General features: G+C 62.2%; 20 protein-coding genes. 7 read left to right on the forward strand and 13 right to left on the reverse strand.

The features are described from left to right. Positions 1-59: 59 nt before the first annotated feature. Complete coding sequence (locus ACO08A_RS14580) at positions 60-950, reverse strand: LysR family transcriptional regulator (RefSeq protein WP_422036754.1); 891 nt, start codon at positions 948-950, stop codon at positions 60-62. A gap of 97 nt (positions 951-1,047) precedes the next feature. Between ACO08A_RS14580 and ACO08A_RS14585 the strand changes: the two genes are divergently transcribed. From ACO08A_RS14585 to ACO08A_RS14595, 3 genes are read left to right on the forward strand one after another with little or no spacing between them, the layout of a single operon-like run. Continuing rightward, a complete protein-coding gene (locus ACO08A_RS14585) occupies positions 1,048-1,914 on the forward strand; it encodes a phytanoyl-CoA dioxygenase family protein (protein WP_422036755.1) in 867 nt (288 codons plus the stop codon). Next, complete coding sequence (locus ACO08A_RS14590; RefSeq protein WP_422036756.1) at positions 1,911-2,525, forward strand: HD domain-containing protein; 615 nt, start codon at positions 1,911-1,913, stop codon at positions 2,523-2,525. Before ACO08A_RS14585 ends, ACO08A_RS14590 begins: the two co-directional genes overlap by 4 nt. Before the next feature lie 26 nt (positions 2,526-2,551). Then, entirely contained in the window at positions 2,552-3,400 is an 849-nt protein-coding gene (locus tag ACO08A_RS14595) for a 3-methyl-2-oxobutanoate hydroxymethyltransferase (RefSeq protein ID WP_422036757.1), read from the forward strand. Positions 3,401-3,409: 9 nt separating this feature from the next. On the opposite strand, the gene ACO08A_RS14600 is transcribed toward ACO08A_RS14595, so the two are convergent. The 3 genes from ACO08A_RS14600 to ACO08A_RS14610 form a co-directional block, all read right to left on the reverse strand. After that, the gene (locus ACO08A_RS14600) at positions 3,410-4,444 is read right to left on the reverse strand and encodes a peptidoglycan -binding protein (protein ID WP_319384130.1); all 1,035 of its coding nucleotides are present in this window, start codon (positions 4,442-4,444) and stop codon (positions 3,410-3,412) included. 6 nt (positions 4,445-4,450) lie between these two features. Beyond that, the gene (locus tag ACO08A_RS14605) at positions 4,451-5,440 is read right to left on the reverse strand and encodes a flagellar motor protein MotA (protein WP_421979793.1); all 990 of its coding nucleotides are present in this window, start codon (positions 5,438-5,440) and stop codon (positions 4,451-4,453) included. A 200-nt stretch (positions 5,441-5,640) separates the two neighbouring features. Then, the gene (locus tag ACO08A_RS14610; protein ID WP_422036758.1) at positions 5,641-7,302 is read right to left on the reverse strand and encodes an alpha/beta hydrolase; all 1,662 of its coding nucleotides are present in this window, start codon (positions 7,300-7,302) and stop codon (positions 5,641-5,643) included. A 384-nt stretch (positions 7,303-7,686) separates the two neighbouring features. Between ACO08A_RS14610 and ACO08A_RS14615 the strand changes: the two genes are divergently transcribed. Next, on the forward strand, positions 7,687-9,042 hold the full coding sequence (locus ACO08A_RS14615; RefSeq protein ID WP_422036759.1) for an SWIM zinc finger family protein: 1,356 nt from the start codon (positions 7,687-7,689) through the stop codon (positions 9,040-9,042). Continuing rightward, a complete protein-coding gene (locus ACO08A_RS14620; protein ID WP_422036760.1) occupies positions 9,024-11,699 on the forward strand; it encodes a DUF6493 family protein in 2,676 nt (891 codons plus the stop codon). The genes ACO08A_RS14615 and ACO08A_RS14620 overlap by 19 nt, the downstream gene beginning before the upstream one ends. A gap of 23 nt (positions 11,700-11,722) precedes the next feature. On the opposite strand, the gene ACO08A_RS14625 is transcribed toward ACO08A_RS14620, so the two are convergent. Further along, positions 11,723-12,280: a TetR family transcriptional regulator gene (locus ACO08A_RS14625; RefSeq protein ID WP_422036761.1), complete on the reverse strand. Its 558-nt coding sequence runs from the start codon at positions 12,278-12,280 to the stop codon at positions 11,723-11,725. A 107-nt stretch (positions 12,281-12,387) separates the two neighbouring features. On the opposite strand from ACO08A_RS14625, the gene ACO08A_RS14630 reads away from it, so the two are divergent. Then, positions 12,388-13,164: an SDR family NAD(P)-dependent oxidoreductase gene (locus tag ACO08A_RS14630; RefSeq protein ID WP_422036762.1), complete on the forward strand. Its 777-nt coding sequence runs from the start codon at positions 12,388-12,390 to the stop codon at positions 13,162-13,164. A 295-nt stretch (positions 13,165-13,459) separates the two neighbouring features. Continuing rightward, positions 13,460-14,119 (forward strand): hypothetical protein, encoded by a 660-nt coding sequence (locus ACO08A_RS14635; protein WP_422036763.1) that lies wholly within the window; start codon positions 13,460-13,462, stop codon positions 14,117-14,119. Between the two features lie 29 nt (positions 14,120-14,148). Here the strand turns inward: ACO08A_RS14635 and ACO08A_RS14640 are convergent, their stop codons facing one another. The 8 genes from ACO08A_RS14640 to gap all read right to left on the reverse strand — a co-directional run bounded on the left by ACO08A_RS14640 (position 14,149) and on the right by gap (position 21,651). After that, complete coding sequence (locus ACO08A_RS14640) at positions 14,149-14,949, reverse strand: inositol monophosphatase family protein (protein ID WP_306144252.1); 801 nt, start codon at positions 14,947-14,949, stop codon at positions 14,149-14,151. A gap of 84 nt (positions 14,950-15,033) precedes the next feature. Beyond that, on the reverse strand, positions 15,034-15,597 hold the full coding sequence (gene efp / locus ACO08A_RS14645) for an elongation factor P (RefSeq protein ID WP_306144251.1): 564 nt from the start codon (positions 15,595-15,597) through the stop codon (positions 15,034-15,036). A gap of 158 nt (positions 15,598-15,755) precedes the next feature. Then, a complete protein-coding gene (locus tag ACO08A_RS14650) occupies positions 15,756-16,859 on the reverse strand; it encodes a tetratricopeptide repeat protein (protein ID WP_422036764.1) in 1,104 nt (367 codons plus the stop codon). A gap of 37 nt (positions 16,860-16,896) precedes the next feature. Next, positions 16,897-17,538: a thiamine phosphate synthase gene (locus ACO08A_RS14655; protein ID WP_422036765.1), complete on the reverse strand. Its 642-nt coding sequence runs from the start codon at positions 17,536-17,538 to the stop codon at positions 16,897-16,899. 118 nt (positions 17,539-17,656) lie between these two features. Further along, a complete protein-coding gene (gene fba / locus ACO08A_RS14660) occupies positions 17,657-18,724 on the reverse strand; it encodes a class II fructose-bisphosphate aldolase (RefSeq protein ID WP_422036766.1) in 1,068 nt (355 codons plus the stop codon). 228 nt (positions 18,725-18,952) lie between these two features. Beyond that, complete coding sequence (locus ACO08A_RS14665; protein WP_422036767.1) at positions 18,953-19,321, reverse strand: VOC family protein; 369 nt, start codon at positions 19,319-19,321, stop codon at positions 18,953-18,955. A gap of 20 nt (positions 19,322-19,341) precedes the next feature. Next, positions 19,342-20,535, reverse strand: a complete 1,194-nt coding sequence (locus tag ACO08A_RS14670) for a phosphoglycerate kinase (RefSeq protein WP_422036768.1) — start codon at positions 20,533-20,535, stop codon at positions 19,342-19,344. A gap of 105 nt (positions 20,536-20,640) precedes the next feature. Next, positions 20,641-21,651 (reverse strand): type I glyceraldehyde-3-phosphate dehydrogenase, encoded by a 1,011-nt coding sequence (gene gap / locus ACO08A_RS14675; RefSeq protein ID WP_422036769.1) that lies wholly within the window; start codon positions 21,649-21,651, stop codon positions 20,641-20,643. Positions 21,652-21,686: the final 35 nt, after the last annotated feature.

Raw genomic sequence — 21,686 nt, forward strand, 5'->3', positions numbered from 1 at the left:
GTGATTTTAGCTTTTTTCGCCATCAGCCACTCAGCCACCTGGGATGTGGCGGAGGCTTGCTATGGATCCAGTGTCCGGCGCGTTTTCCCGGCTTCGCCGCAAATCCAAGAAAGAAATGCCTTCGCGTGGGGATCGAGCAGGGCACCAGCCGCATGAAGGACGTGATACTCCTCGACCCCGCGCATGCCGAAGTCCGGAAGGCACGGTACAAGCCCATATCTTGCGACCAGATCGTCGCTTGCCGGCGGGCGCGCGAGTGCAATGCCGCCACGGGCGCCGGCAAGCGAAAGGGCACTAAGCGTCGTGTCGACATAGGTCACGCGCGCGCTGCCCGGGAGTACCTCGCCGCCAAAGATCTGGGTCCAGTTGCGCCGGTGATCGGCAACTTCGATCAGGGGATGCGCGAGGGCATCGTCGAGCGTGCGGACCTGCGCGGCAATCTCAGGATGGGCGACCGGTTCGAGCCGCTCACCAAAGAGGGCTTCTCCTTCTGTCCCCGGCGGGGGCGGCCCGAATGCGATCCAGAGCGTCGCGGTTCTGGGTGGGGTTTCCGGACGGCCAAGCAGGGAATGGAGTTCGAGCGTCACGTTGGGGTGCGCCGATGCGAAGGCGGGAAGCCGCGGGATCAGCCAGCCGACGGAAAACGCCATTGAAACGCCGACCACCAGCGGCGGTCCACCGGGAGCGGCCAGAGAGGCCGCCGCCATTTCCATCCGCCCGAGCGCATCACCGACGACACCCAACAGGCCGCGGCCGGCTTCTGTCAGCGAAACGCCCGCTGCCGCCCGTTCAAAAAGGGGGCGGCCCAGGTGTGCCTCCAGGGCACGGATCTGCTGGCTCACGGCCGGAGGCGACATGGCGAGGTTCTCGGCAGCCCGCGCGAAACTGCCGGAGCGCGCGGCGGCCTCGAACACCCGCAACCAGTTCAAAGAGGGAATGCGTTTGGTCATGATTTTAGCATAAGCTCAGCTTATTCTGATGGGCAAGAGATCTGTCTTCTCATCGTGGTTTCAACCTGTAGCTTCAGGCGAAATGGAGGAGACCCTGATGCTTGATTTCACGCCAAGCCATCTCAACGATTATCGCCAGAACGGGTTTGTCGCCGGCCTTCCGGTTTTTTCCGCAAGCGAAGCCGCATTGCTGCGCCGGCAGATCGAAGCGCTTGAGGCCGAACATGGTGACGGCGCCGGCGGACACGACCTTGCCCAGTTCTTCCGGGTCAACGGACACGTGGTCATCCCGATGCTTGCCGAGGCCGCCCGGACACCCGCCATTCTCGACGCGGTCGAGAGCGTGCTCGGACCGGATCTGCTTGCCTGGTCGGTGGAACTCTTCATCAAGGAACCGGGGACCAAGAAGACCGTCTCCTGGCACCAGGACATCACCTATTGGGGGATGGGGGAGACCGATGACGAGGTGACGGCCTGGGTTGCCTTGTCGGACGTCTCCGTCGAGGCGGGCTGCATGCGCTTCCTCCCGGGCAGCCACAAGGGCCGGATCGCCGAACACGAAGACACGTTTGACGCGGACAATCTCCTGTCGCGCGGGCAATCGATTGCGGGCGTCGACGAGACCGCTGCCGTGCACGGGCCCCTGAGGCCGGGGGAAATGTCGCTGCATCACGGACGCTGCTTTCACGCGTCCGGCGCCAACAACAGCCGGGACCGCCGGATCGGGCTCGCCATTCGCTACGTCACCCCCGCCGTGCGCGATCATGCGCCCGGGCGTGACTGGGCCATGCCGGTCCGGGGAGAAACGCCCCGTGGCGGCTGGGACTGCATCGCCGGACCGCGCGGGCTCTTTCATCCGGCCGATCTTGCGCTTTATGATCGGATACTCGCAGGCCAGGCCGAAACACTTTCCGCGGGCGCTGAACAGACCGTCGAGTTGTATGCACAAGGAGATGCCACATGAGCCAGACCGTCAGCTTCACCGCGATGAAAGACGGCACGAAGGAAGATTACGACCTTCTGGAAAAGCTGGAAAAACCGTTCCTGGCCCTGACGGCGGACCGTGTGCTCGACGAGCTGCGCAGGGCGGGGGAAGCAACGCTCGAGGGTTACAAGATCACCCGTCTCGAACATGGCCTTCAGTCCGGAACGCGGGCGCTCCGGGACGGTGCGGACATCGACTGGGTCGTCGGCGCCCTGCTGCACGATGTCGGCGACGGGCTTGCGCCGCAGAACCACGACAAGATGTCGGCGGAAGTGATCCGTCCCTTCGTCAGGTGGGAAGTCGCCTGGACGGTCGAGCATCACGGCATCTTCCAGACGCTCTATTTCGGTCATCATTACGGCTGGGACCGCAACGCGCGTGACCGCTATCGGGACCACCCGCTATTCGACACATGCGCGGCCTTTTGCGAACACTGGGACCAGTCCAGCTTCGATCCGGACTATGTGAGCGAACCGCTGGAAAGCTTCGAACCGATGGTCCGCGAGGTGTTCTCCCGCAAGGCCTACGATCCGGCCGTGATCCGCGAAAACCAGATCACCGGACTTCCGGAACAGCTCACAAAAGCCTGACCGGCCCCGGAAAAGGAACCGACCCCATGAAGCGGATCTACGACTTCAGCCGAAACCCGGCGAAGCGCAACTACACCGTGGCCGACCTGCGCGCGCTGAAGGGATCGGGACGCACGCTGTCGATGGCCAATCCGGCCGACAATGATGAATTGCGTGCCTGCGTCGAGGCGGGCATCGACCTGTTCGTGGTCGGCGCGGACCAGATGGAGGATGTCCGGCGGATCGCGCCGCATCACTTCACCGGCGCAGGATCGACCTGGGCGCAATTCGGCTCGGATGACGAGATCATCGCCCATGCCTACGAGACCATGCGCAACGGCGCGGACATGTACTACACGCTGCGGTCCTTCGACGTGATGGAGCGGATGGCGCGCGACGGCATCCCGGTTCAAAGCCATATCGGTCTGATCCCGACCTTCAGCCATCATTGCGGCGGCCTGCGTGCCTGGGGCCGGACCGCCGGTGAGGCAATGAAGATCTTCGAAACGCTCAAGCGCATGGAAGATGCCGGGGTGTTTGCCGTGGAAGCGGAATGCATTGCGGAAGAGGTTCTGGCCGCGATCAACGACAAGACCACCATCGTGACCTTTTCGCTGGGGTCGGGAAAAGCGGGCGATGCCATCTTCTCCTTCGTTGCGGATATCTGCGGCGAGGCAAGCGAGGAAGAAACACCGCCGAAACACGCCTACGCCTTTGGTGATGTCGGACGTCTGCACAGGCAGATCCACGAAGAGCGCGTGGCTGCGCTCGGAAAATTCCACACCGAGGTCACGGCACGGAATTTTCCCTACAGCCAGACGAATATCGGCATGCATGAGGGCGAGCATGAAAAGATGCTTGAGGCGCTGGACAAATGGACACCGACGCATCGGTGACCGCGGCGGTCATCGCTCGGTGAGCTTCAGCTCGATGCGGCGGTTCCTTGCAAGGACCTCGGGTTCCTCGCCCTCTTCCAGTGGCTGGAATTCACCGAAACCGGCGGCGACCAGACGTTTCGGATCGACGCCCTTTTCGATCAGATAGCGCACGACGGAAATCGCGCGGGCCGCGGACAGTTCCCAGTTGTTGCGCAGGCGTCCTGTACCGGACAGCGGGCGGGCGTCCGTGTGCCCGTCGACCCGGAGGACCCAGTTGATCTCGTCGGGGATCTGGGCGCTGAGTTCCTGAATGGCTTCCGCCAGCTTTTCCAGTTCCTGTTCACCGGCCGGGTTGATGTCCTCGGAGCCGGAATCGAACAGGACTTCCGACTGGAACACGAAGCGGTCGCCGACCACGGAGATGTCGGAGCGTTGCGACAGGATTTCCCGCAAACGACCGAAGAAGTCGGACCGGTAGCGCGACAATTCCTGCACGCGCTGGACGAGGGCCGCGTTCAGCCGGCGGCCCAGACTGGCGATCTTGGCCTGACTGTCGGCTTCCTTGGCCTCGGAGGCTTCCAGAGCCGCGTTGGCTGCCGCGATCTGCCGCCGGAGCGCCGCGATCTGCTGGTTCAGCAGTTCGACCTGGGCAAGGGCTTCCTGGCTGACCTGGCGCTCGTCGTCCAGCAGGTTTTCCAGTTGTGCGGCCCGTCCGCCGGCGGCATCGGCCGCGCCGGAACTGCTTTCCAGAAGTCCAAGCAAGCGGCTCTGTTCCGTTTCGGCATCGGAAAGGCTCGCCTGCAGGCCGAGAATCGTGTCCTCCAGCTCGCCGGAGGCTGCGCGTTCCAGCGCCAGAAGTTCCGTCAGTTCGCTGATCTGGGCATTCAGCCTGTTGAGCACCGTGTCGCGCCCGGACAGCTGCTGCGACAGGAAAAACTGCGCGATCATGAATATCGACAGGAGGAAGATGATGACAAGCAGGAGGGTTGCCATCGCATCGACGAAGCCGGGCCAGTAATCCGTTGTCTGGGCGCGGCGCCGGGCGCGCAATCCTGCGGCCATCAGAGCTTACTCCTTCGCGCGATCGAACGCGGCTGAGATCGACGTCAGCAGCCCTTCGATGCGTTTCTGCTGTTCGCCCTGCGCTTCCGCCCAGTCCCGCATCATCTGCTGTTCGGAGCGGACATGCTTGACCAGTCCCTGGATGCCTTCGGCGAGATTGGCCATGGCCTGCGCCGCGTTCTTGCCGCCGCCGTCCTCGACGCTTTTCTGAAGTGTCTGGATCGAGGCCTGTATCTGTTCGACGCCCGGCGCATCGGGCGCATTGAAGAGACCGTCTTCCGGATCGATGTCGGTGACGGTCGAAAGCCAGTCCTCAAGTTCGTTGTAGAACCGGTTCTGGGCCTGGCCCGCCTGCAGGTCGAGAAAGCCCAGGACAAGGGAGCCGGTGAGGCCGAAGAGCGAGGATGAAAACGCGGTGCCCATGCCGGAAAGCGGGGCTTCGAGCCCGGCCTTGAGATCTTCGAAGATCACGTTGGCATCGCCCGAACCGACGTCGAGCGACTGGATCGTCGCGCCGACCGAACTCACGGTCTGGAGCAGGCCCCAGAAGGTGCCGAGCAGACCGAGGAAGACGAGCAGGCCGGTGAGGTAGCGCGACATCTCGCGGGATTCCTCCAGGCGCATGCCGATGGAATCGAGGATGGAGCGTGCCGTCGTCGGCGTCAGCGCCATGTCCCCGGCCTTGTTGCCGAGCAGGGCCGCCATCGGTGCGAGCAGGACGGGCGAACGGGTGTCGAGCGCCGGGTCGCCCATCCGGAAACTGTTCACCCAGGAAATTTCCGGAAACAGCCGGATGACCCTGCCGAACAGCAAGAGCACGCCGAACACGCCGACCAGCACGATGAGCCCGTTCAGCCCGGGATTGCTCATGAAGGCGACGGAAATCTGCGGAAACAGGATGAAGGCGATGAAGGCGACGATCACCAGGAAGATGATCATGAAGGTCAGATACGCCCTCGGGCTGGACAGACTGTAAGGGTCAAATTCACGGGCCATATTGCGCAATCAATCGCCTGTTTCAGAGGTAACCCCTTGATAGCGTGATTTTTAACACCTTGGAAACCTCTTATCGCCGTCGGGGCTCAATAATGTCTGGAAAGCTTGGATTCCCTGGCTTTCGGCGCGAAGCCGTGCAGCGTGCCTCCGCGCGCGGCACACGCCCGATTCGGAGCCTGTGGAAGCGCTTCGACATAAGATCAGTTGGAACAGCCGTTCTGGAACCCGAGGTCGCAATGGGCCTTCAGGCGTTGCGTGTCCGCATCCGTCCAGCCTTCGGGCGCGGTCACCTGGACCCAGGGCTCGATATAGTCCTGCGCATAATAGGCATGGCCGTGTCCGGGTGGGGCCCCGAAAGCCAGCGCCATATCGAGCGCGAGCTGGAACTGGGTGACGACCGGAATGAAGGTGAGATGCTCCGATGCGTCCGGGGCCGGCGGATCGTTCATCCAGGGCGGTGCGCGCCAGAGCGAGAAAGGATCATAGAAGACGATCGGATCACTCGAATACTGCAGGAAAACGATGCGCATGCCGCCCCAGCCGGCGGGCGCTTCCGACGCGTCGGCATAATGGGAAGCGTAGCGCACGAGCGAACCGTCTCCGATCTCCGGCAACACCCATGGCGTGCCCGGGTTGCGTGCGTTCTGCACGTAGTTCCAGAGATCGGAGGGAAACGGCGGACCGGCCCAGAACGCGCCGTCAATCGGATCACCGACCATGCGGAACAGGTTGGTGCCGTACATGGAGGACCAGGCTCCCAGGCTGAGGCCGTGGGCGTAGAGCCTCGGGCGGCTGTCCTTTGGCAAGGTCTTCCAATGGTCGTGCACGACTTCCAGAAGGGCGGTTGCCTGGTCCAGCCCTGTCCGCGTTTCCAGGATCAGCGCAAGGGGCGATTGCAGGTAGGAGTACTGGGCGCTGACCGTCGCGATGTTGCCGTCGTGCATGTATTCGAGCGGATCATGGGACCCCGGATCCATCCAGCCGGTCCCGGTCGGACTGGTGACGATCAGAACCTTGCGCTCGAAGGCGTTGAGCCGCTTGAGTTCCTCAAGCGCCAGCTTTGCCCGGTCTTCCGGCGTCTCTGCGTTCGCCCGGCCGACATAGACCCGGATCGGGTCCATGGCCGGTTTGCCGGTGAAGGCGGAGATCGCTTCCCTGTCCGGTCCGGACAACACGAAATCACGCCCGGGCTTGCCCATGGCGGCCCAATCGACCCGCGAGGCGGAGGAGCCGGTATGGCGCGGATCATCCGGCGGCGGCGGGGCCGCGTCGAAGAGCTGTTGCGCCGTCTCGTAGCTTTCGTCGAGACCGGTCACGACACGATCGAGAATGCCGTCGCGCGTCACCACGAACAGGATCAGGATCACCGCGACAACACCGAGAACATTGGCCCGGCGCGCCGGCATGAAGCGGTAGAAGCGGGACCGGATCCAGCGGAACAGGGCAACGACGAGCGCCCCGATCAGGTAGGCGACGACAAAGGTGAGCGTTGCACTGACCAGTATCGTCACGAGATGTTGAGCTTCCGCGGGTTCAAGGCCCATCTTGATCCGCAGTTCGTTCTGCCATTTCAGACTGGATGTTGCGGTCCAGAGAATGAACAGGAGCGTAGCGGCGGCGAGCACGAGATTGGCGCTCAAGGCGGCCTTGCCGCGCAGGCGGGGCAGGTCTGCGGCGCGCCAGACCAGGTCGACGATCTTCCCGAGCAAGTAACCGAGCGCGATGACGATGCCGCCTAGAATGCCCTGGACCAGCGGGCCGCGCGGAATAAGGGAAGGGGTCAGTGAAGCGGCGAAGAACAGGAGCCCAAGCATGAGACAGGGAACAGACAGACCCGTCACCAGTGAGCGAAGCCAACCCATTGCACTCATCCCCGCAAATGTTGCTGCGTACGCGGCCGGGCCTGCCGTGTCTGAAGGCCCGGCCGTTCGACGATGGCCGCCGTCGTGATGGCCTTTTCGCGCGCTGCAGCAAGAAACTGTTTGGACAAGCTTAGCGTAAGCCATCTGAAAGTTAAGAGAAATCTCGGCCAGCGCCGTTGTACGCATGGCTGTCCGTCCGGGGAAATGTCCGCGTCTTCGTTGAAACACGGGCTCACGAACGGCAACGGCTGCCGTTCGAAAAGGTTCGCCGGCGCGCGCGCCCTAGGAACTTATGACAATTGTTAGGATTTATTTTCATCCCGTTTTAATTGAAATGCGCCACAAGACTGCGACTTGCATTTTTGTTTGACGGGGTCCCCTCCATTGCCCGCGACCGACAAAACCTACCGATATTCGGCAGCTTCCGGGTTCCAGGCGAATGCGGGTGAAACCCGGCTGTCCCTGGCATCCGATTGCGGTGTTTCGCCGTCGAACTCCGGACGGTTCCTGAGTGCCCGCGTGCTTTATCCCGATGTCACCGCCAAGGGGCTGCGCGCCGTCTCCGAAACGGTGGCCGCACGCTATTATGTTCCGCCCGCCATGCTCGCAAGGATCCTGCGTGAGGCCGATCCCGTGGCAACCGTCAGTCCCGGAGCGGTGCGTTTCGAAGGTTTTTCGGCCTGCTGCAGCGTCTATGCCAGGATGGATCTGGTGCCGGGTGCGCTGGATGTCAGCCACGCCAGCAACGGGACAACGAATGTCGATTTCGGGGCCGAATTGCGGAGTGCGCTGGCGAATGTCGGCCGGGAGGCAGAATTCCACCTCGACATCGAGGCGGACCGCGTCGGTGTCACGCGTGACGCCAAGACCTTTGTCGAGCGCAAGGTGGCGCTGCCGTTGCGCTGGATCAGGGGATTTGCCGAAGTCCAGGTTGTCCAGGCGCAGATGCGGCCTTTCTTTCGTCTGCCGCGCGTTGCCGCACAGCGTTTCCTTCGTGCCTTGCCGCGCGGCAAGGACGACAGCGTCCAGTGGGTGAGCGCAACCGGAGGTGTCGCCAGACTGTCGTCCCGCCCGGTCGAAGGTGCGCTCATGCTGCGTGGCGGTCACCGGCTGCGGATCCTGGAGACAATGATCAGCCGCTCCAATGGCCTGGAGGTTTTCAGCGCGCCGGCGACAGGGGCGAGCGCATGGTCGCTCGATTTCGGAAGCCAGCGTTTCTGGCTGGTCCTGAACGCGGAACCCTGGCGCGGATTTTCCGGTGACGGCGGCACCCTGTCGGGACTGGCAGCGTCCTCGGGCGACGCGGTTGCAGCTGTCCGTGCGCAGCTCAACTGGCAGGACAGGATCGATGTTGCAACACTGGCATCCGCGACCGGACTTGAGGCGGACACCGTCGAGAGTGCGCTTGCCGAGCTCGCCGCCAGAGGTCTCGTCGGTTTCGATCTCGGCCAGAGCGGCTATTTCCACCGGGTTTTGCCGTTTGATCTCGCGCCGCTGGACGACCTCAATCCGCGGCTGAAGGCGGCCCAAGCGCTTTGCGACACCGGTGCGGTCACGCTGGGCCAATCTGCGGCGCGCGTCATGAGCCGGGACGTTGTCCACACAGTCGAGCGGGACGGAGATGGCTGGCGCTGCACCTGTCCCTGGTTTGCCAAACATGGCCGTCAAAGAGGGCCCTGCAAGCATGTGCTGGCGGTTGAAATGCAGCTTGAGAGGTCGGCATGCGCGAAGACGAACTGATTTCGATCCTTACGACGAAAAAGGCGCGTTCCGCGCTTGAGAGCCTGGCCGCGATCCCGCAGGCCGACAGGCGGCCGCATGCAAAGGCGGTCTCGAAGCTCTATTCGGACCATGTGCTGTTCGGGTTCGAGCAGCGTGGGGACAATGGCACAAAACCGCGTGACCGTGATGCGGTGATCATTGGCCTCTTTGCGACGGCGACCCTTTCGGAACTGAAGAAACTGGGCTTCGTTCCCGTTCCGGCATCGGTGCCGATCCAGGATGTTTTCAGGGTTCTGGAACTGGATTTCGCCCAGGGCCTGGTCGACTATCTCGTGGAACAAAATCCGCATGCCATCGCCAACGCGGCTCCACTCTGGCAGGCGGGCCTTGCAAAAAGACCGGAAAGCGACGGCATCATTCTCGGCTATTACGGCATCTGGCACGAGCGTTGGGGAGCCGATGAAGAGGTTCTGCTTTCCAGGGACGTCTGGCGTTTCTTTGAAGTCGAGGGCGGGGGCGAGTTCAGTCTTGCCAATCATGACAAGTTCGCAAAGCAGGGCACGCCGACATGGTCAGACCGGCTGATCGGTTACGCGGAAGCCGGCCTGCTTGACCGCCAGAGGCTCCTCGACGCTTCGATTGACGCCCTCGAGCGCGACTTCGGCCAATATCGCGCGGGCTGGTATTCCCGCTTCCACACGGCGCTGGCACCAACGACGGAGGAGATTGACGCGCGGGCCGGACGCTATCTCGGGCTGCTGTCTTCTTCCGTCCCGCCGACGGTGTCCTTCGCGCTGAAATTCGTCAAGGCGGCGGACGCCTCGTCTCCTCTGGACGCCGGGACACTGCTCGCAAGTCTGGAGCCTGCGCTGCAGGCGCGCTCCAAAGGGTCTGTTCTGGCCGCCCTGAAGCTTGTCGAACGGGCGGCCGCGCGTGACGAGCGTTTCCGCTCGGCGGCTCTGGAGGCAACGGCGCTGGCGCTGGTGTCGGAAGATGCCGGGGTTCAGACCGCTGCCCTTGATCTTGTCGGGAAACTGGGTGGGGGCGATGAAGCGCATGTGCAGGCACTTCTCGCCGACTATGTGGACCTTGTGGTGCCGTCACTTCGCAGCCGGATTGCCGACATGGCCGGGAGCCCTGCTCAGCCGGGTGCCGACGCAGCGCCAGTCCCTTGCGCGCCAGCGCAGACCGCCGCAATTGCACCGGTCAGAATCCCCGCTGAAGCGCTGTCGCTTTACCTTTCGGTGCTTGAAACGCCACGCGACCCGTTTGATGTCGAACGCGCCATTGACGGGATCTCACGGTTTGGTACCGAATTGCGCGGGAGCGAGACGCTCCTGTCGCCGCTGAAGAAACGGGCAAAACAGATCTGGGCGAAGCCGGGTGGCGTTGGCGTGCGGGCCGTACTTGCGCTGACCGGGCGCGGACTTTGCGAAGGACGGCCGATTGCCTCCCTGACAGGCGACGAGGGCGGGCGTGAAAGCGCGTCTCTTGTCGAGGATACCTGGTTGCAGTCCCTCCACGTTGACCGGAACAGCGAAATGCTCGACCGGGTTCTGAGCGGTGTGTCAGTCCCGCTGCTTTCGCTGCCGGGCGACAGCAGCGGCATGATTTCGGCTGCGGACCTTTCCCAGAGACTGCAGCACTATTCAGCTGCGGGTGTCTCGCCGGGAGTTGCGGACCTGACGCTTGCGCTCCTGCGCCTTGATAAGCAAACGCCGGTTCCGATCAAAAATCACGATCTGAACTGTGAGCCGGGGCGCGCGTTCGCCTATGCCCTGGGCCAAGATGTCGAGGTCGGACCGACGCCGAACCTGTGGGCCGCTGCGTGGTGCGCGCGCCGGCCGGTCCTTGAAGACAAACGCGTTGCCGGGCTGTTCGGAAAGTCCTTTCCGGAATGCGGTGTCCAGGCGGAGATGGCGCTTGATGTCGTTCGCAAGGACAGCAAGTGCGGCGCCTATTTCTGGGTCGACGTGGCGGTTCCGATCGCGCCGGCGATCGAAGGAGAGGGCGGAGGCTGGCGGTCGATCATGCCCCGGCGGGAAGTGAAGACACCTTACACGCTTCGCCACTGCGGCAGGTCTTTTGCCGACGTCGCCTGGGCGTCGCTTGTCCGGCCGAATGCGCCCGATCTGTTTTTCCGGCAAGGGCTCCTCGACCAGGATGTCTGGCAAAAGCTGAGCGACAATCACACGCGCGCCTATCTCGAACCCTTCTTCCGTCCAGGTCCGGGCATCAGTCCGCTGGGCGCAGGTGTTTTGGCCTACTACATGGCGGTGGAGGACAAGTCGGTCACCTCGCTCGCGGTTGAAGCTGCGGTGGAGACTCTGTTGGACGGGCGTCTTGCGACCCGTGACTTCGCCGAGGCGGTCAAGGCTTTCCTTCTGTCCGGTGCCTTGCCGACGGCTCGATGGACAAAAGGATTTGCCGCAATGGCCGGGACAGGTGCCGCTGGTCACGTGCGCGAGGCAATCGGTCTGATCCTTGATTTTCTGCCCGGACAATGTCCGCGGGACATTGGGGGCATGCTGGAACTTTACTACGAGCTTCACGTGGATGCGGGCACCGTCCCGGAGCGGCCGGAAACGCTCGCCTGTCTTGCGTCATTGCCCGGCGGTGGCAAGACCGCGAAGTTCTCCAGGAAGCTGCTGGGGCTCGCCAGAGAGGCGGCGTGAAGCCGACAAACCTGCCGCCGGGTTCACGTCTTCCCAGTAACTTCCAGTGCAACACGGCCGAGCCGGATGATCTCCGCCTGAAGCTGTTCGGGTGACTTGTCGGTCAGACCCTCAAGCTGGAAATTCTTGCGCATCAGGGCAACGCCGAACAGGACGGCGAGCAGCAGGGCCGCACGCTCACGCACTTCCGGCCCGTCGATCCTCTCCGTCAGCGGGTCGGCCAGTTTCGTCTGCACCAGCCCGCGGATCATGCCGCCCATTTCCGGATCGATGACATTGGCCAGGAGCATCGTGAACACGTTCGTGGCATCCGTCACGGGATCAAACGGGTGCGCGAAGCTTTCGGCTGCCTTCTTCAGAAGCGCGTCCGGTTCGGCAGTCAGCGCCTCCCATGGCGGGATCTCGGCCAGGGTTGCCTCGAAGAGCCCCTGCTTGCCACCGAAATAGCGGGACACAAGCGCGGCATCCACGCCTGCTTTTCCCGTGATGTCGCGGACTGAGACGTTCGAGTAGCCGCGTGTCCAGAACAACTCCCGGGCCGCGGCAACAAGTTTTTCCTTGGTGGAACTGGATTTGCTCATGGGTCCCAACTAGACGCCGGGAACATTTTTGTCAACAAGTGTTGACTTTTCGTTTTCCTCACCCTATCTGCTTCGTCAACAGTTGTTGACTTTCAAAGGAGCACGTCATGTCGCACACTGCACTGATTACCGGAGCGTCTTCCGGCATCGGGATGGAATTCGCGCGCTACCACGCCAGACGCGGTGGAGATCTCGTCATTGTCGCGCGTCGGCTGGAACCGCTGGAGGCCCTGAAGAGCGAACTTGAAAGCGCCCACGGCGTGACAGTCACCGTTGTCGCACAGGATGTCGGATCGCCGGCGCAGGCGACAGCGCTCTACGAAACGGTCAAGGCGCAGGGCATCGACGTTGACATCCTGATCAACAATGCCGGATTCGGCGGGCACGGTGCCTTTCTCGATCGTGACCTTGCCAAGGACCAGGCCATGATCGATCTGAATATTTCGGCGCTGGTGACACTCAGCCATCACTTCGGCAATGACATGAAGCGCCGGAACGGCGGCCGGATGCTGCATGTTTCTTCAACGGCCAGCTTCATTCCGGGACCCTACCAGGCGGTCTATTTCGCAACGAAAGCATTCGTGACGTCGTTCAGCCAGGCGATCGACCAGGAAATGCGCAAGGACGGGATCACGTCCACAGCGCTGTGTCCGGGTCTGGTCGAAACGGAGTTCGTGGCAACGGCGGATCTGGGCGGCACCGGGCTGGCAAGGCAGAAGGGCGCAACACCGGCTTCCGTCGCCAAACGCGGCTACGATGCGATGATGAACGGCGATCTGATCGCGGTCAACGAACCGCGTCTGTCTTTCATGCTGAACTGGGTGACGCCGCTCATGCCGCGCCGGCAGGTCCTCAAGATGGTCGCCGGCATGCAGAGCAAATAGGCGAAGCAATTCAGGAACCCGATGCGCACTGCAGGTGCCGCCGGCCGATCGGCCTCTCCAGTGCCAAACGGGTGAGCGAACCCATCAAGAATTGAAATTTGATGGCGTTTCCCGTTTTGAGTAAATTACTTAACGGAAGTTCTCATGCTCGGTCCCGGCGACCGCGCATGTGACTTTCCGGCTGCTCTCGCGGACAACCCGGAAGGCAGCGGGCGCTGATTGCGCCACTCTGATTGATTGATTGATAGTTTTTTTAAATATTTGGATGGTCCCGAGATGCACAGAAGAACTTTTTTTGCTCGGAGCACTTTCGCTCGGTGCCTGCCAGTCCGGCGGCACAACCTTCAACGGCATACAGCGTCCGACGCCTGCAAATTACGACGATAGCGGCAGCGATGTCCTTCACGTGCGGGATGTCAGCCGCACGGATCTCGGCGGTACGGTGATCTATGACGAAGTCATCCCATTCGATGCAGGCCAGTACACGCCTCCGAACGGGTCAAACGGTCCCACAGGGTCCGGTGGCAGGATCAAGGGGGCCGTTCAGAGCCGGGTGGTTCGCTCGACCAACACCAATACCCTGATCTTCGCCTACCGGTTCCGGGACATGGTCTTCTTTCCCGGCACAGGGCCTCAACAGAAGGGCGGCCAGCTGGTGAATGTCGAGATTGTCACTCTCACGGGTTTTCCCAGGTCCGCGTTCCCGGTCGAAGTGTATAGGCTCGACACAAGCCAGAGCCTTGGCGCCGAAACACTGCCGGGATCCTACCGCGGCAACGGCCGGTTCGAGTTCAACACATTCCTGACTGAGCCGGACGTGACGACGTTCTTCGAGGTTCTGACCAAGGCGACCAGGTTCAAGACGGGCCGGTACCTGTCGCTTGAAGTGGATGCGCGCGGCAACGGCGGCGGACAGCACACCGCGAACCTGAACCGGATCGCTGTTCCGGTCTGAGCTTTGCGGTCGTTTGCGGCTGCCTGGCTTCAGGCCGCCGTTTCGGCCTGCTTAAGAAGACGCAGAAGAAGCCGGTGGGCGTATTCGTTGCCGACGAGGACGTCGCCGGTTTCCAGCATCTTGTTCTTGCCCTGCAGGTCGCTCACGAAACCGCCAGCCTCGCGCACCATCAGGATGCCGGCGGCGATATCCCACGAATTGAGATTGTGTTCCCAGTAGGCATCGAGCCGTCCGGATGCAGTCCAGGCGAGATCAAGCGATGCGGCACCGGCGCGGCGGACACCGGACACTTCCGGCATGACGTGGCGCAGCTCGCGCAGGGCACGGCCATGATCGCCCTTGCCGATAAAAGGAAGGCCCATGCCGATCAGCATTTCCGGCAGTTCGGTGCGTCCGGCGACCCGCAGGCGCCTGTCATTGAGAAAGGCACCGCGTCCGCGCTCGGCGGTGTAGAGTTCGTCCATGACCGGATTGAAGATGACGCCCGCGACGATTTCCCCTGCCCGCTCGAGCGCAATGGAAACTGAAAAGATCGGAATGCCGTGGAGAAAATTCGTGGTGCCGTCGAGAGGGTCGATGTGCCAGCGATGCTGGCCGTCGGTGCCTTCCACGACGCCGCTCTCTTCCATGACAAGACCATAGGTCGGGCGTGCCTTGGTCAGTTCTCCACTCAGGATTTCCTCGGCGCGGCGGTCGGCGGCGGAAACGAAATCCCCGGGCCCCTTGCGGGACACCTGCAGGTTTTCAACTTCGCCGAAGTCGCGGACCAGACTGCGTCCGGCCTTGATTGCGGCTTGTACCATCACATTGAGGATTGCTGTGCGGGCCATGGATTGTCACTTGTTGTTGGGCAGCGCCCGAGGAAGCCGGGCGCGCCAGAATTGGTGTTCACAAAAAAGGTGCTCGTCACGCGCCTATTCAGCGCGGCGAACGTATTCCAGTGTGCCCGTGTCGACGATGATCTTTTCCCCGGCTGTGATGAAGGGGGGCACCATAACGCGAACGCCGTTTTCCATCAGTGCGGGCTTGTAGGAAGAAGACTGGGTCTGACCTTTCACAACCGCGTCCGCTTCGCTGATCTCGAGCGTCACGTGCTGCGGCAGGGTAATGCCGATCGGGCGTTCCTCGTGCAGTTCCACGGTGACCATCATGCCGTCCTGAAGAAAGGCGGCGCGATCGCCGACAAACTCAGATTGCAGCTCGAGCTGTTCGTAGGTCTCGGTGTCCATGAAGATCAGCATGTCATCCTGGGTGTAAAGGTACTGAAAGTCCTTTTGTTCCAGGCGGACGCGTTCGACCTTGTCTTCCGAGCGGAAGCGCTCGTTGAGTTTGCGGCCGTCGATCAGGTTCTTCATCTCGACCTGCGCGAAGGCTCCGCCCTTGCCGGGTTTCACATGCTGGACCTTGACGACCGCCCAAAGGGTGTCCTGATGCTGAAGCACATTGCCGGGCTTGATTTCGTTACCGTTGATTTTCATGGAACGACCGATTTTATGAATTGTTAGGATCTGGAGCAGTGCGGTCTCCGGCGGATCGCCGAAGGGCCAGAAATTGCTCGCGCCTGTCCACCACAAAAGCGGGCGGGATTCAAGGGAAAAAGGCAATTTCTCCTAGGTTTGACCCACTCTGGGACGAATTACGGGGATTCCGCTGCCGGATCTTCGCTCGGTGCGAGCAGCGTCGTTGTGTGCTGTTCGGCCAGTGTGCGCGCATCCGTCATCGTCTTTTCATCGAGCGTTTCAACGATCCGGTCCAGATTGAAGTCGGGCACGCCGTTCGAGCGCGCCGCCAGATGCCAGCCGGCGGCTGCCGTGAAATCCTGTTCCCGCCCGCGACCGTAGGCGTAGATCCTTGCCAGTCGGTTCATGGCGACCGGATTGCCGGCGATTGCGGCTCTCTCGAACCAGTCGGCAGCCTCGGCTTCGTTCGGATCGACACCTTTGCCCTGATGCCTCAGGATTCCGTAGTAGACCTGCGCGGACGTGTGCCCGCGGCGGGCGGCGCGTCCCAGCCAGAATGCGCCCTGGCCGGGGTCATTCAGGCCGGTTTGCGATTCCAGGTAGGACAGGCCAAGCGAATATTGAGCTTCCGGATCGTTCTTTCGGGCTGCCTCTTCCAGAAGTTCACGGGCCTTTTCCTCGTTGAACGGCCGTCCTTCGCCCTCCTGGTAGAGGACTGCCAGATTGTAGAGCGCCGAGGCGTTTCCGGCATCCGCTGCCTGTTCGAACAGATCCGCTGCCTTTGCCTTGTCTGCCTCCACCCCCGTTCCGAGGAGGTAGAACTGCGCCAGCTGCAAGGCCGAGCCATTGTCTCCGGCAGCAGCGGCCAGCGAATACCAGTCGGCTGCCTTGGACTTGTCCAGCCGGATGCCGAGCCCCTTTTCGTGCAGCACCCCAAGAAGCGCCTGAGCCGCCTTGTCGCCCTGCTCGGCAAGCGGCGTTGCCAGCCCGAGTGCGGTCAGGAACCAGCCGCGCTGAAAGGCGGAATAGGCCATGTCAGCCGTGACCTCGACCGTGTCGTCAAGGTCGGGCGGCCCGGCGTCGATGATGCCAAAGAGTGTCTTTTCGTGCGTTGTGATGTCGATGACGGCAGGTTCGGTGACAACCACCAGTTCCGTTTCCGCCTCCGGGCTTTTTTCCTGGGCCCGGGAAGACGTGACCGGCAACAAGGGCAGGAGCGCGCCTGCGAGCGCGCAGATGGCGATCTGAAAACGGCAGGGACGGGCGCTTTGCTTCAGCATCGTTGCAACTCCGTGTTCAGCAGACGGCGCTTGCCGTCTATTGCACCTCCGGGAACGGGTGCGCTTCCAGAATATCGTTGGCCCTGGTGACAACCTCGGATATCGCCGCTTCCGACCGCCAGGCCGCATCCTTCAGGGCGACGAAATCCGCGCCGGTCGCGGCAACTTCGGGCAAGGTGTCGAGCGTGTTGCCCGCCAGCGCGACACAGGGCGTTTCGAAGAGTTCGGCCCACCAGGCGGCCCCGGCAAGGGTTTTCTCGTGCGCCCTGTCGCGCTCGTCCAGATCGAGCTTGCCGAAAAACAGGTAGTCGACACCGGTTTCCGCCCACTCCATCGCGTCATGCTTGAGCTTGGTGCCGCCCGTGCCGACGATCCGTTCGGGCTGGAAACTCTCCACGGCAAGCCTGACGTCTTCAAGGGAGGTGTCGACGTGAACGCCGTCTGCGTTGCTGCGTCCGGCTGCCTGGGTGTCCCTATAGACGAGGGCGGCGGCGCCGCCTGCCTGGATGACCGGAACCAGCTTGTCCGCGGCCTCCTGGACGGCCTTGGTGCTTGCACCGGGCATGTAGATCAGGATGCACGCGATATCGCCGCCGGTAAACGCCTGTTCGATTTGCGATGCCATGTCATCGGTATCGAACTGGGGCGGCGTTACGAGAAAGAGGCGGGGTCGGTTCACGTGTCGGATCCTGAAGGAACAGTTCTTGTCATCGGATCCATCACCTAAAGACGGCGAAAGAGGGACGCAAGGCCCCTCTTTCAACAAAACACCAAACTCGGCAGTGAAAACCGGTGCGTTATCCGATTTTCGGGTCGAGACTTCCGTCTGCATAGCGCGCAGCCATGTCGGAAAGCGTGATGATATTGGTGATCTTCGCGGCCTGACCGGCCGTGTTGAAGGCTTCCAGACGCTCAACGCAGAGTTTCTGCATGGCCTCACGGGCCGGCTTCAGGTATTTGCGCGGGTCGAATTCACCCGGATTTTCGCTCAGGACGCGGCGGATCTGGCCGGTCAGCGCCATGCGGTTGTCGGTGTCGATGTTGATCTTGCGGACACCGTTCTTGATGCCGCGCTGGATCTCCTCCACCGGCACGCCCCAGGTCTGGGGCATTTCACCGCCATACTGGTTGATGATGTCCTGCAGATCCTGCGGCACGGAAGAAGATCCGTGCATGACCAGATGGGTGTCCGGCAGGCGCCGGTGAATTTCCTCGATCACGTGCATGGCCAGGATTTCGCCGTCCGGCTGACGCGTAAACTTGTAGGCGCCGTGACTGGTGCCCATGGCAATCGCGAGCGCATCGACCTTGGTTTCCTGGACGAACTTGACCGCTTCGGCGGGGTCGGTGAGCAGCTGGTCGTGGCTGAGCTTGCCCTCGGCGCCGTGTCCGTCTTCCTTGTCGCCCATGCCGGTTTCGAGCGAGCCGAGCACGCCGAGTTCGCCTTCAACTGAGATGCCGCCGAGATGTGCCATGTCCGTAACCGTTTTGGTGACGCCGACATTGTAGTCCCAGTTGGCCGGGGTCTTGCCGTCCGCTTCCAGGGACCCGTCCATCATCACCGATGTGAAGCCGGCCTGGATGGCGGTCATGCAGGTCTGCGGCGCGTTGCCGTGGTCCAGGTGGACGCAGACCGGGATATGCGGGTAGATCTCGACAACGGCGTCCATCATGTGCTTCAGCATCACGTCGTGGGCGTAGGCACGCGCGCCGCGGGAAGCCTGGATGATGACGGGCGAATCTGTCTGATCTGCCGCCGCCATGATCGCAAGAGCCTGCTCCATGTTGTTGATGTTGAATGCGGGAACGCCGTAGTCGTTCTCAGCAGCGTGATCAAGCAACTGGCGAAGGGTAATTCGAGCCATCAATTGTCTCCCGGTATCGGTTTTCCGCCTGCCGCGGACCCTGGAAGTCTGAAATACGTCGCGGCAGGACGTCAATCTGTGGTCGTTCTAGCAAGATTCTCAAGCTTGGAAAGAGCGGCGCGTCCGCTTAAATCAATTAAAATACAAGCGCATGGCGAAAATTTGCGAGCACAATTAATTCGGATCACGAATTAATTTCAGGCGGAAGACCCTCGAAAACCGGGCACGTCAAATGAGCGAACTGATGTCGACAAACGTTCCCGCGGGGTCCCTCAGGACCATGCGGCGCTGGCCGTAAGGCATTTCCCGCGGCGGCTCGATGATCACGGCATTTGCGGCGCGTGCCTTTTCGTAAACTGCGTCGCAATCGTCCACGACGAATGTCAGCATGATCCCGGCCGGCGCCTTCTGGGCCCTGGCCGGAACGATCTCGCTGGTCTGTTTCAAAATGCCGATTTCGATGGCGTCGTTGTCCGGGTCCGCAAGATTGACGAACCAGTCGGCGGAAAATTTCGGCGTCATGCCGAGCAGCGTCTCGTAGAAGGCGGCAGTTGCCGCGACTTCTTCGGTCAGGATGTTGGCAAAACAGCGCTGCATTCTTTCCTCCTCTTCGTGTCTCAGGCTTCCAGGGCCTTGACGCCCGGCAGTTCCTTGCCTTCCAGCCATTCCAGGAAGGCCCCGCCTGCAGTGGACACATAGGAGAAACCTGCCGCTGCGCCAGCGTGATTGAGCGCTGCGACCGTATCCCCGCCACCAGCAACGGAATTCAACTTTCCGGCCCCGGTGTTCTCAGCCGCGTGCCGGGCAGCGGCGACTGTCGCCTTGTCGAAGGGTTCGATCTCGAATGCGCCGAGCGGGCCGTTCCAGACGAGGGTCCTGGCGGCATCGATCTTCGACGTGACGGTCCCGATCGACGCAGCGCCGACATCGAGGATCATGGCGTCGGCGGGAATGGCGTCCAGCGAGACCGTTTCGTTGTCCGCGCCGGCCTTGAATTCCCTAGCAACGACGGCATCGTCGGGCAGCACGATTTCGCAGTTAGCCGCGTCGGCCGCGGCCATGATCTTCTTGGCGGTGTCCGCAAGATCATGTTCGCACAGCGATTTGCCGACATCGGTGCCCTTCGCGGCCAGGAAGGTGTTGGCCATGCCGCCGCCGATTACCAGCATGTCGACCCTGGAGACGAGGTTTTCCAGCAGATCGATCTTGGAAGAAACCTTCGCGCCGCCGACAACGGCCAGCACCGGCCGGACCGGCTCGCCGAGCGCGGAGCCGAGGGCCTCGAGTTCGGCCTGCATGGTGCGGCCCGCATAGGCGGGAAGCAGTTTTGCGATGCCTTCGGTTGAGCCATGGGCGCGGTGCGCGGCGGAAAAGGCGTCGTTGACATAGATGTCGCCGTTCGCAGCCAAGGCCCGGGCAAACTCCGGATCGTTCTTTTCCTCGCCCTTGTGGTAGCGGGTGTTTTCCAGGAGCAACACGTCGCCATCCGACATTGACGCAATTGCGGTCGCGGCCGGCTCGCCAATGCAGTCCTCGGCAAAGGCGACCGGCTTTGCGAGCAATTCCGCGACGGCCGGGGCAACGGGTGCGAGCGACATTTCCGCGACGCGCTCGCCTTTCGGGCGGCCGAAATGGGCGAGCAGGACAACCTTAGCGCCTTTGCCGGAGAGTTCGCGAATGGTCGGCAGCACACGTTCGATGCGCGTCGTGTCGGTGACCCTGTCACCGTCCATCGGGACATTCAAGTCGACACGCACAAGCACACGCTTGCCGCTGAGGCCGGACAGGTCGTCGAGAGTTTTGAAAGCCATGAGTTTTTCCTGGAGTCAGACAAGGGTCGGACAAAAAAGGCGGATGCGTTGAAGCCGCATCCGCCGTTGGCGCTATTTCGAATGGTCAGCCATCCGCTCTGCGTCTCAGATGAGCTTCGCCATGGCAATGGCCGTGTCGGCCATGCGGTTGGAGAAGCCCCACTCGTTGTCATACCAGGACAGGATGCGGACGAAGGTGCCGTCCAGAACCTTGGTCTGGTCCGTGTGGAAGACCGAGGAGTGGCTGTCGTGGTTGAAGTCCATCGACACCAGCTTGTCGTCCGTGTAGCCGAGGATGCCCTTCAGCTTGCCGTCGGCAGCCTCGCGGATCGCGCTGTTGATTTCCTCGACGGTCGTCGGGCGCGAGGCGATGAAGTTGAGATCGACGACGGAGACGTTCGGGGTCGGAACGCGGATCGCGACGCCATCCAGTTTGCCGTTGAGTTCCGGCAGCACCAGACCGACCGCCTTGGCTGCACCCGTCGATGTCGGGATCATGGACATGGCCGCGGCACGCGCGCGGTAAAGATCCTTGTGCATGGTGTCCAGCGTCGGCTGGTCGCCGGTGTAGGAGTGGATCGTGGTCATGAAACCGTGCTCGATGCCGATGGCTTCGTTCAGCACATAGGCGACCGGGGACAGGCAGTTGGTGGTGCAGGATGCATTGGACACAACGAGGTCATCGGCGGTCAGAGCGCTGTCGTTGACGCCAAAGACGATGGTCTTGTCGGCACCGGCGGCCGGAGCGGAGACCAGAACGCGCTTGGCGCCGGCGTCCAGGTGCATTGATGCCTTTTCCTTGGCGGTGAAGATGCCGGTGCATTCCAGGGCGACTTCAACGCCGAGTTCGCCCCAGGGCAGCTCTTTCGGGTCGCGGATCGCCGTGACCCTGATCGGCTTGCCGCCGCCGACCGCGATGGTGTCGCCGTCGACCACGACCTCGGCCGGGAACCGGCCATGCACCGAATCGTACCGCAGCAGGTGCGCATTGGTTTCAACCGGCCCCAGATCGTTGATCCCGACAACTTCGATATCGGTCCGGCCGCTTTCCACGATGGCCCGCAGAACATTCCGGCCGATGCGGCCGAAACCGTTGATTGCTACCTTGGTAACCATTTTCCACTCCCGCAATCCTGAGCGTCCTTGGAAGA

Source organism: Roseibium sp. (assembly GCF_965232425.1).
Lineage (GTDB): Bacteria > Pseudomonadota > Alphaproteobacteria > Rhizobiales > Stappiaceae > Roseibium.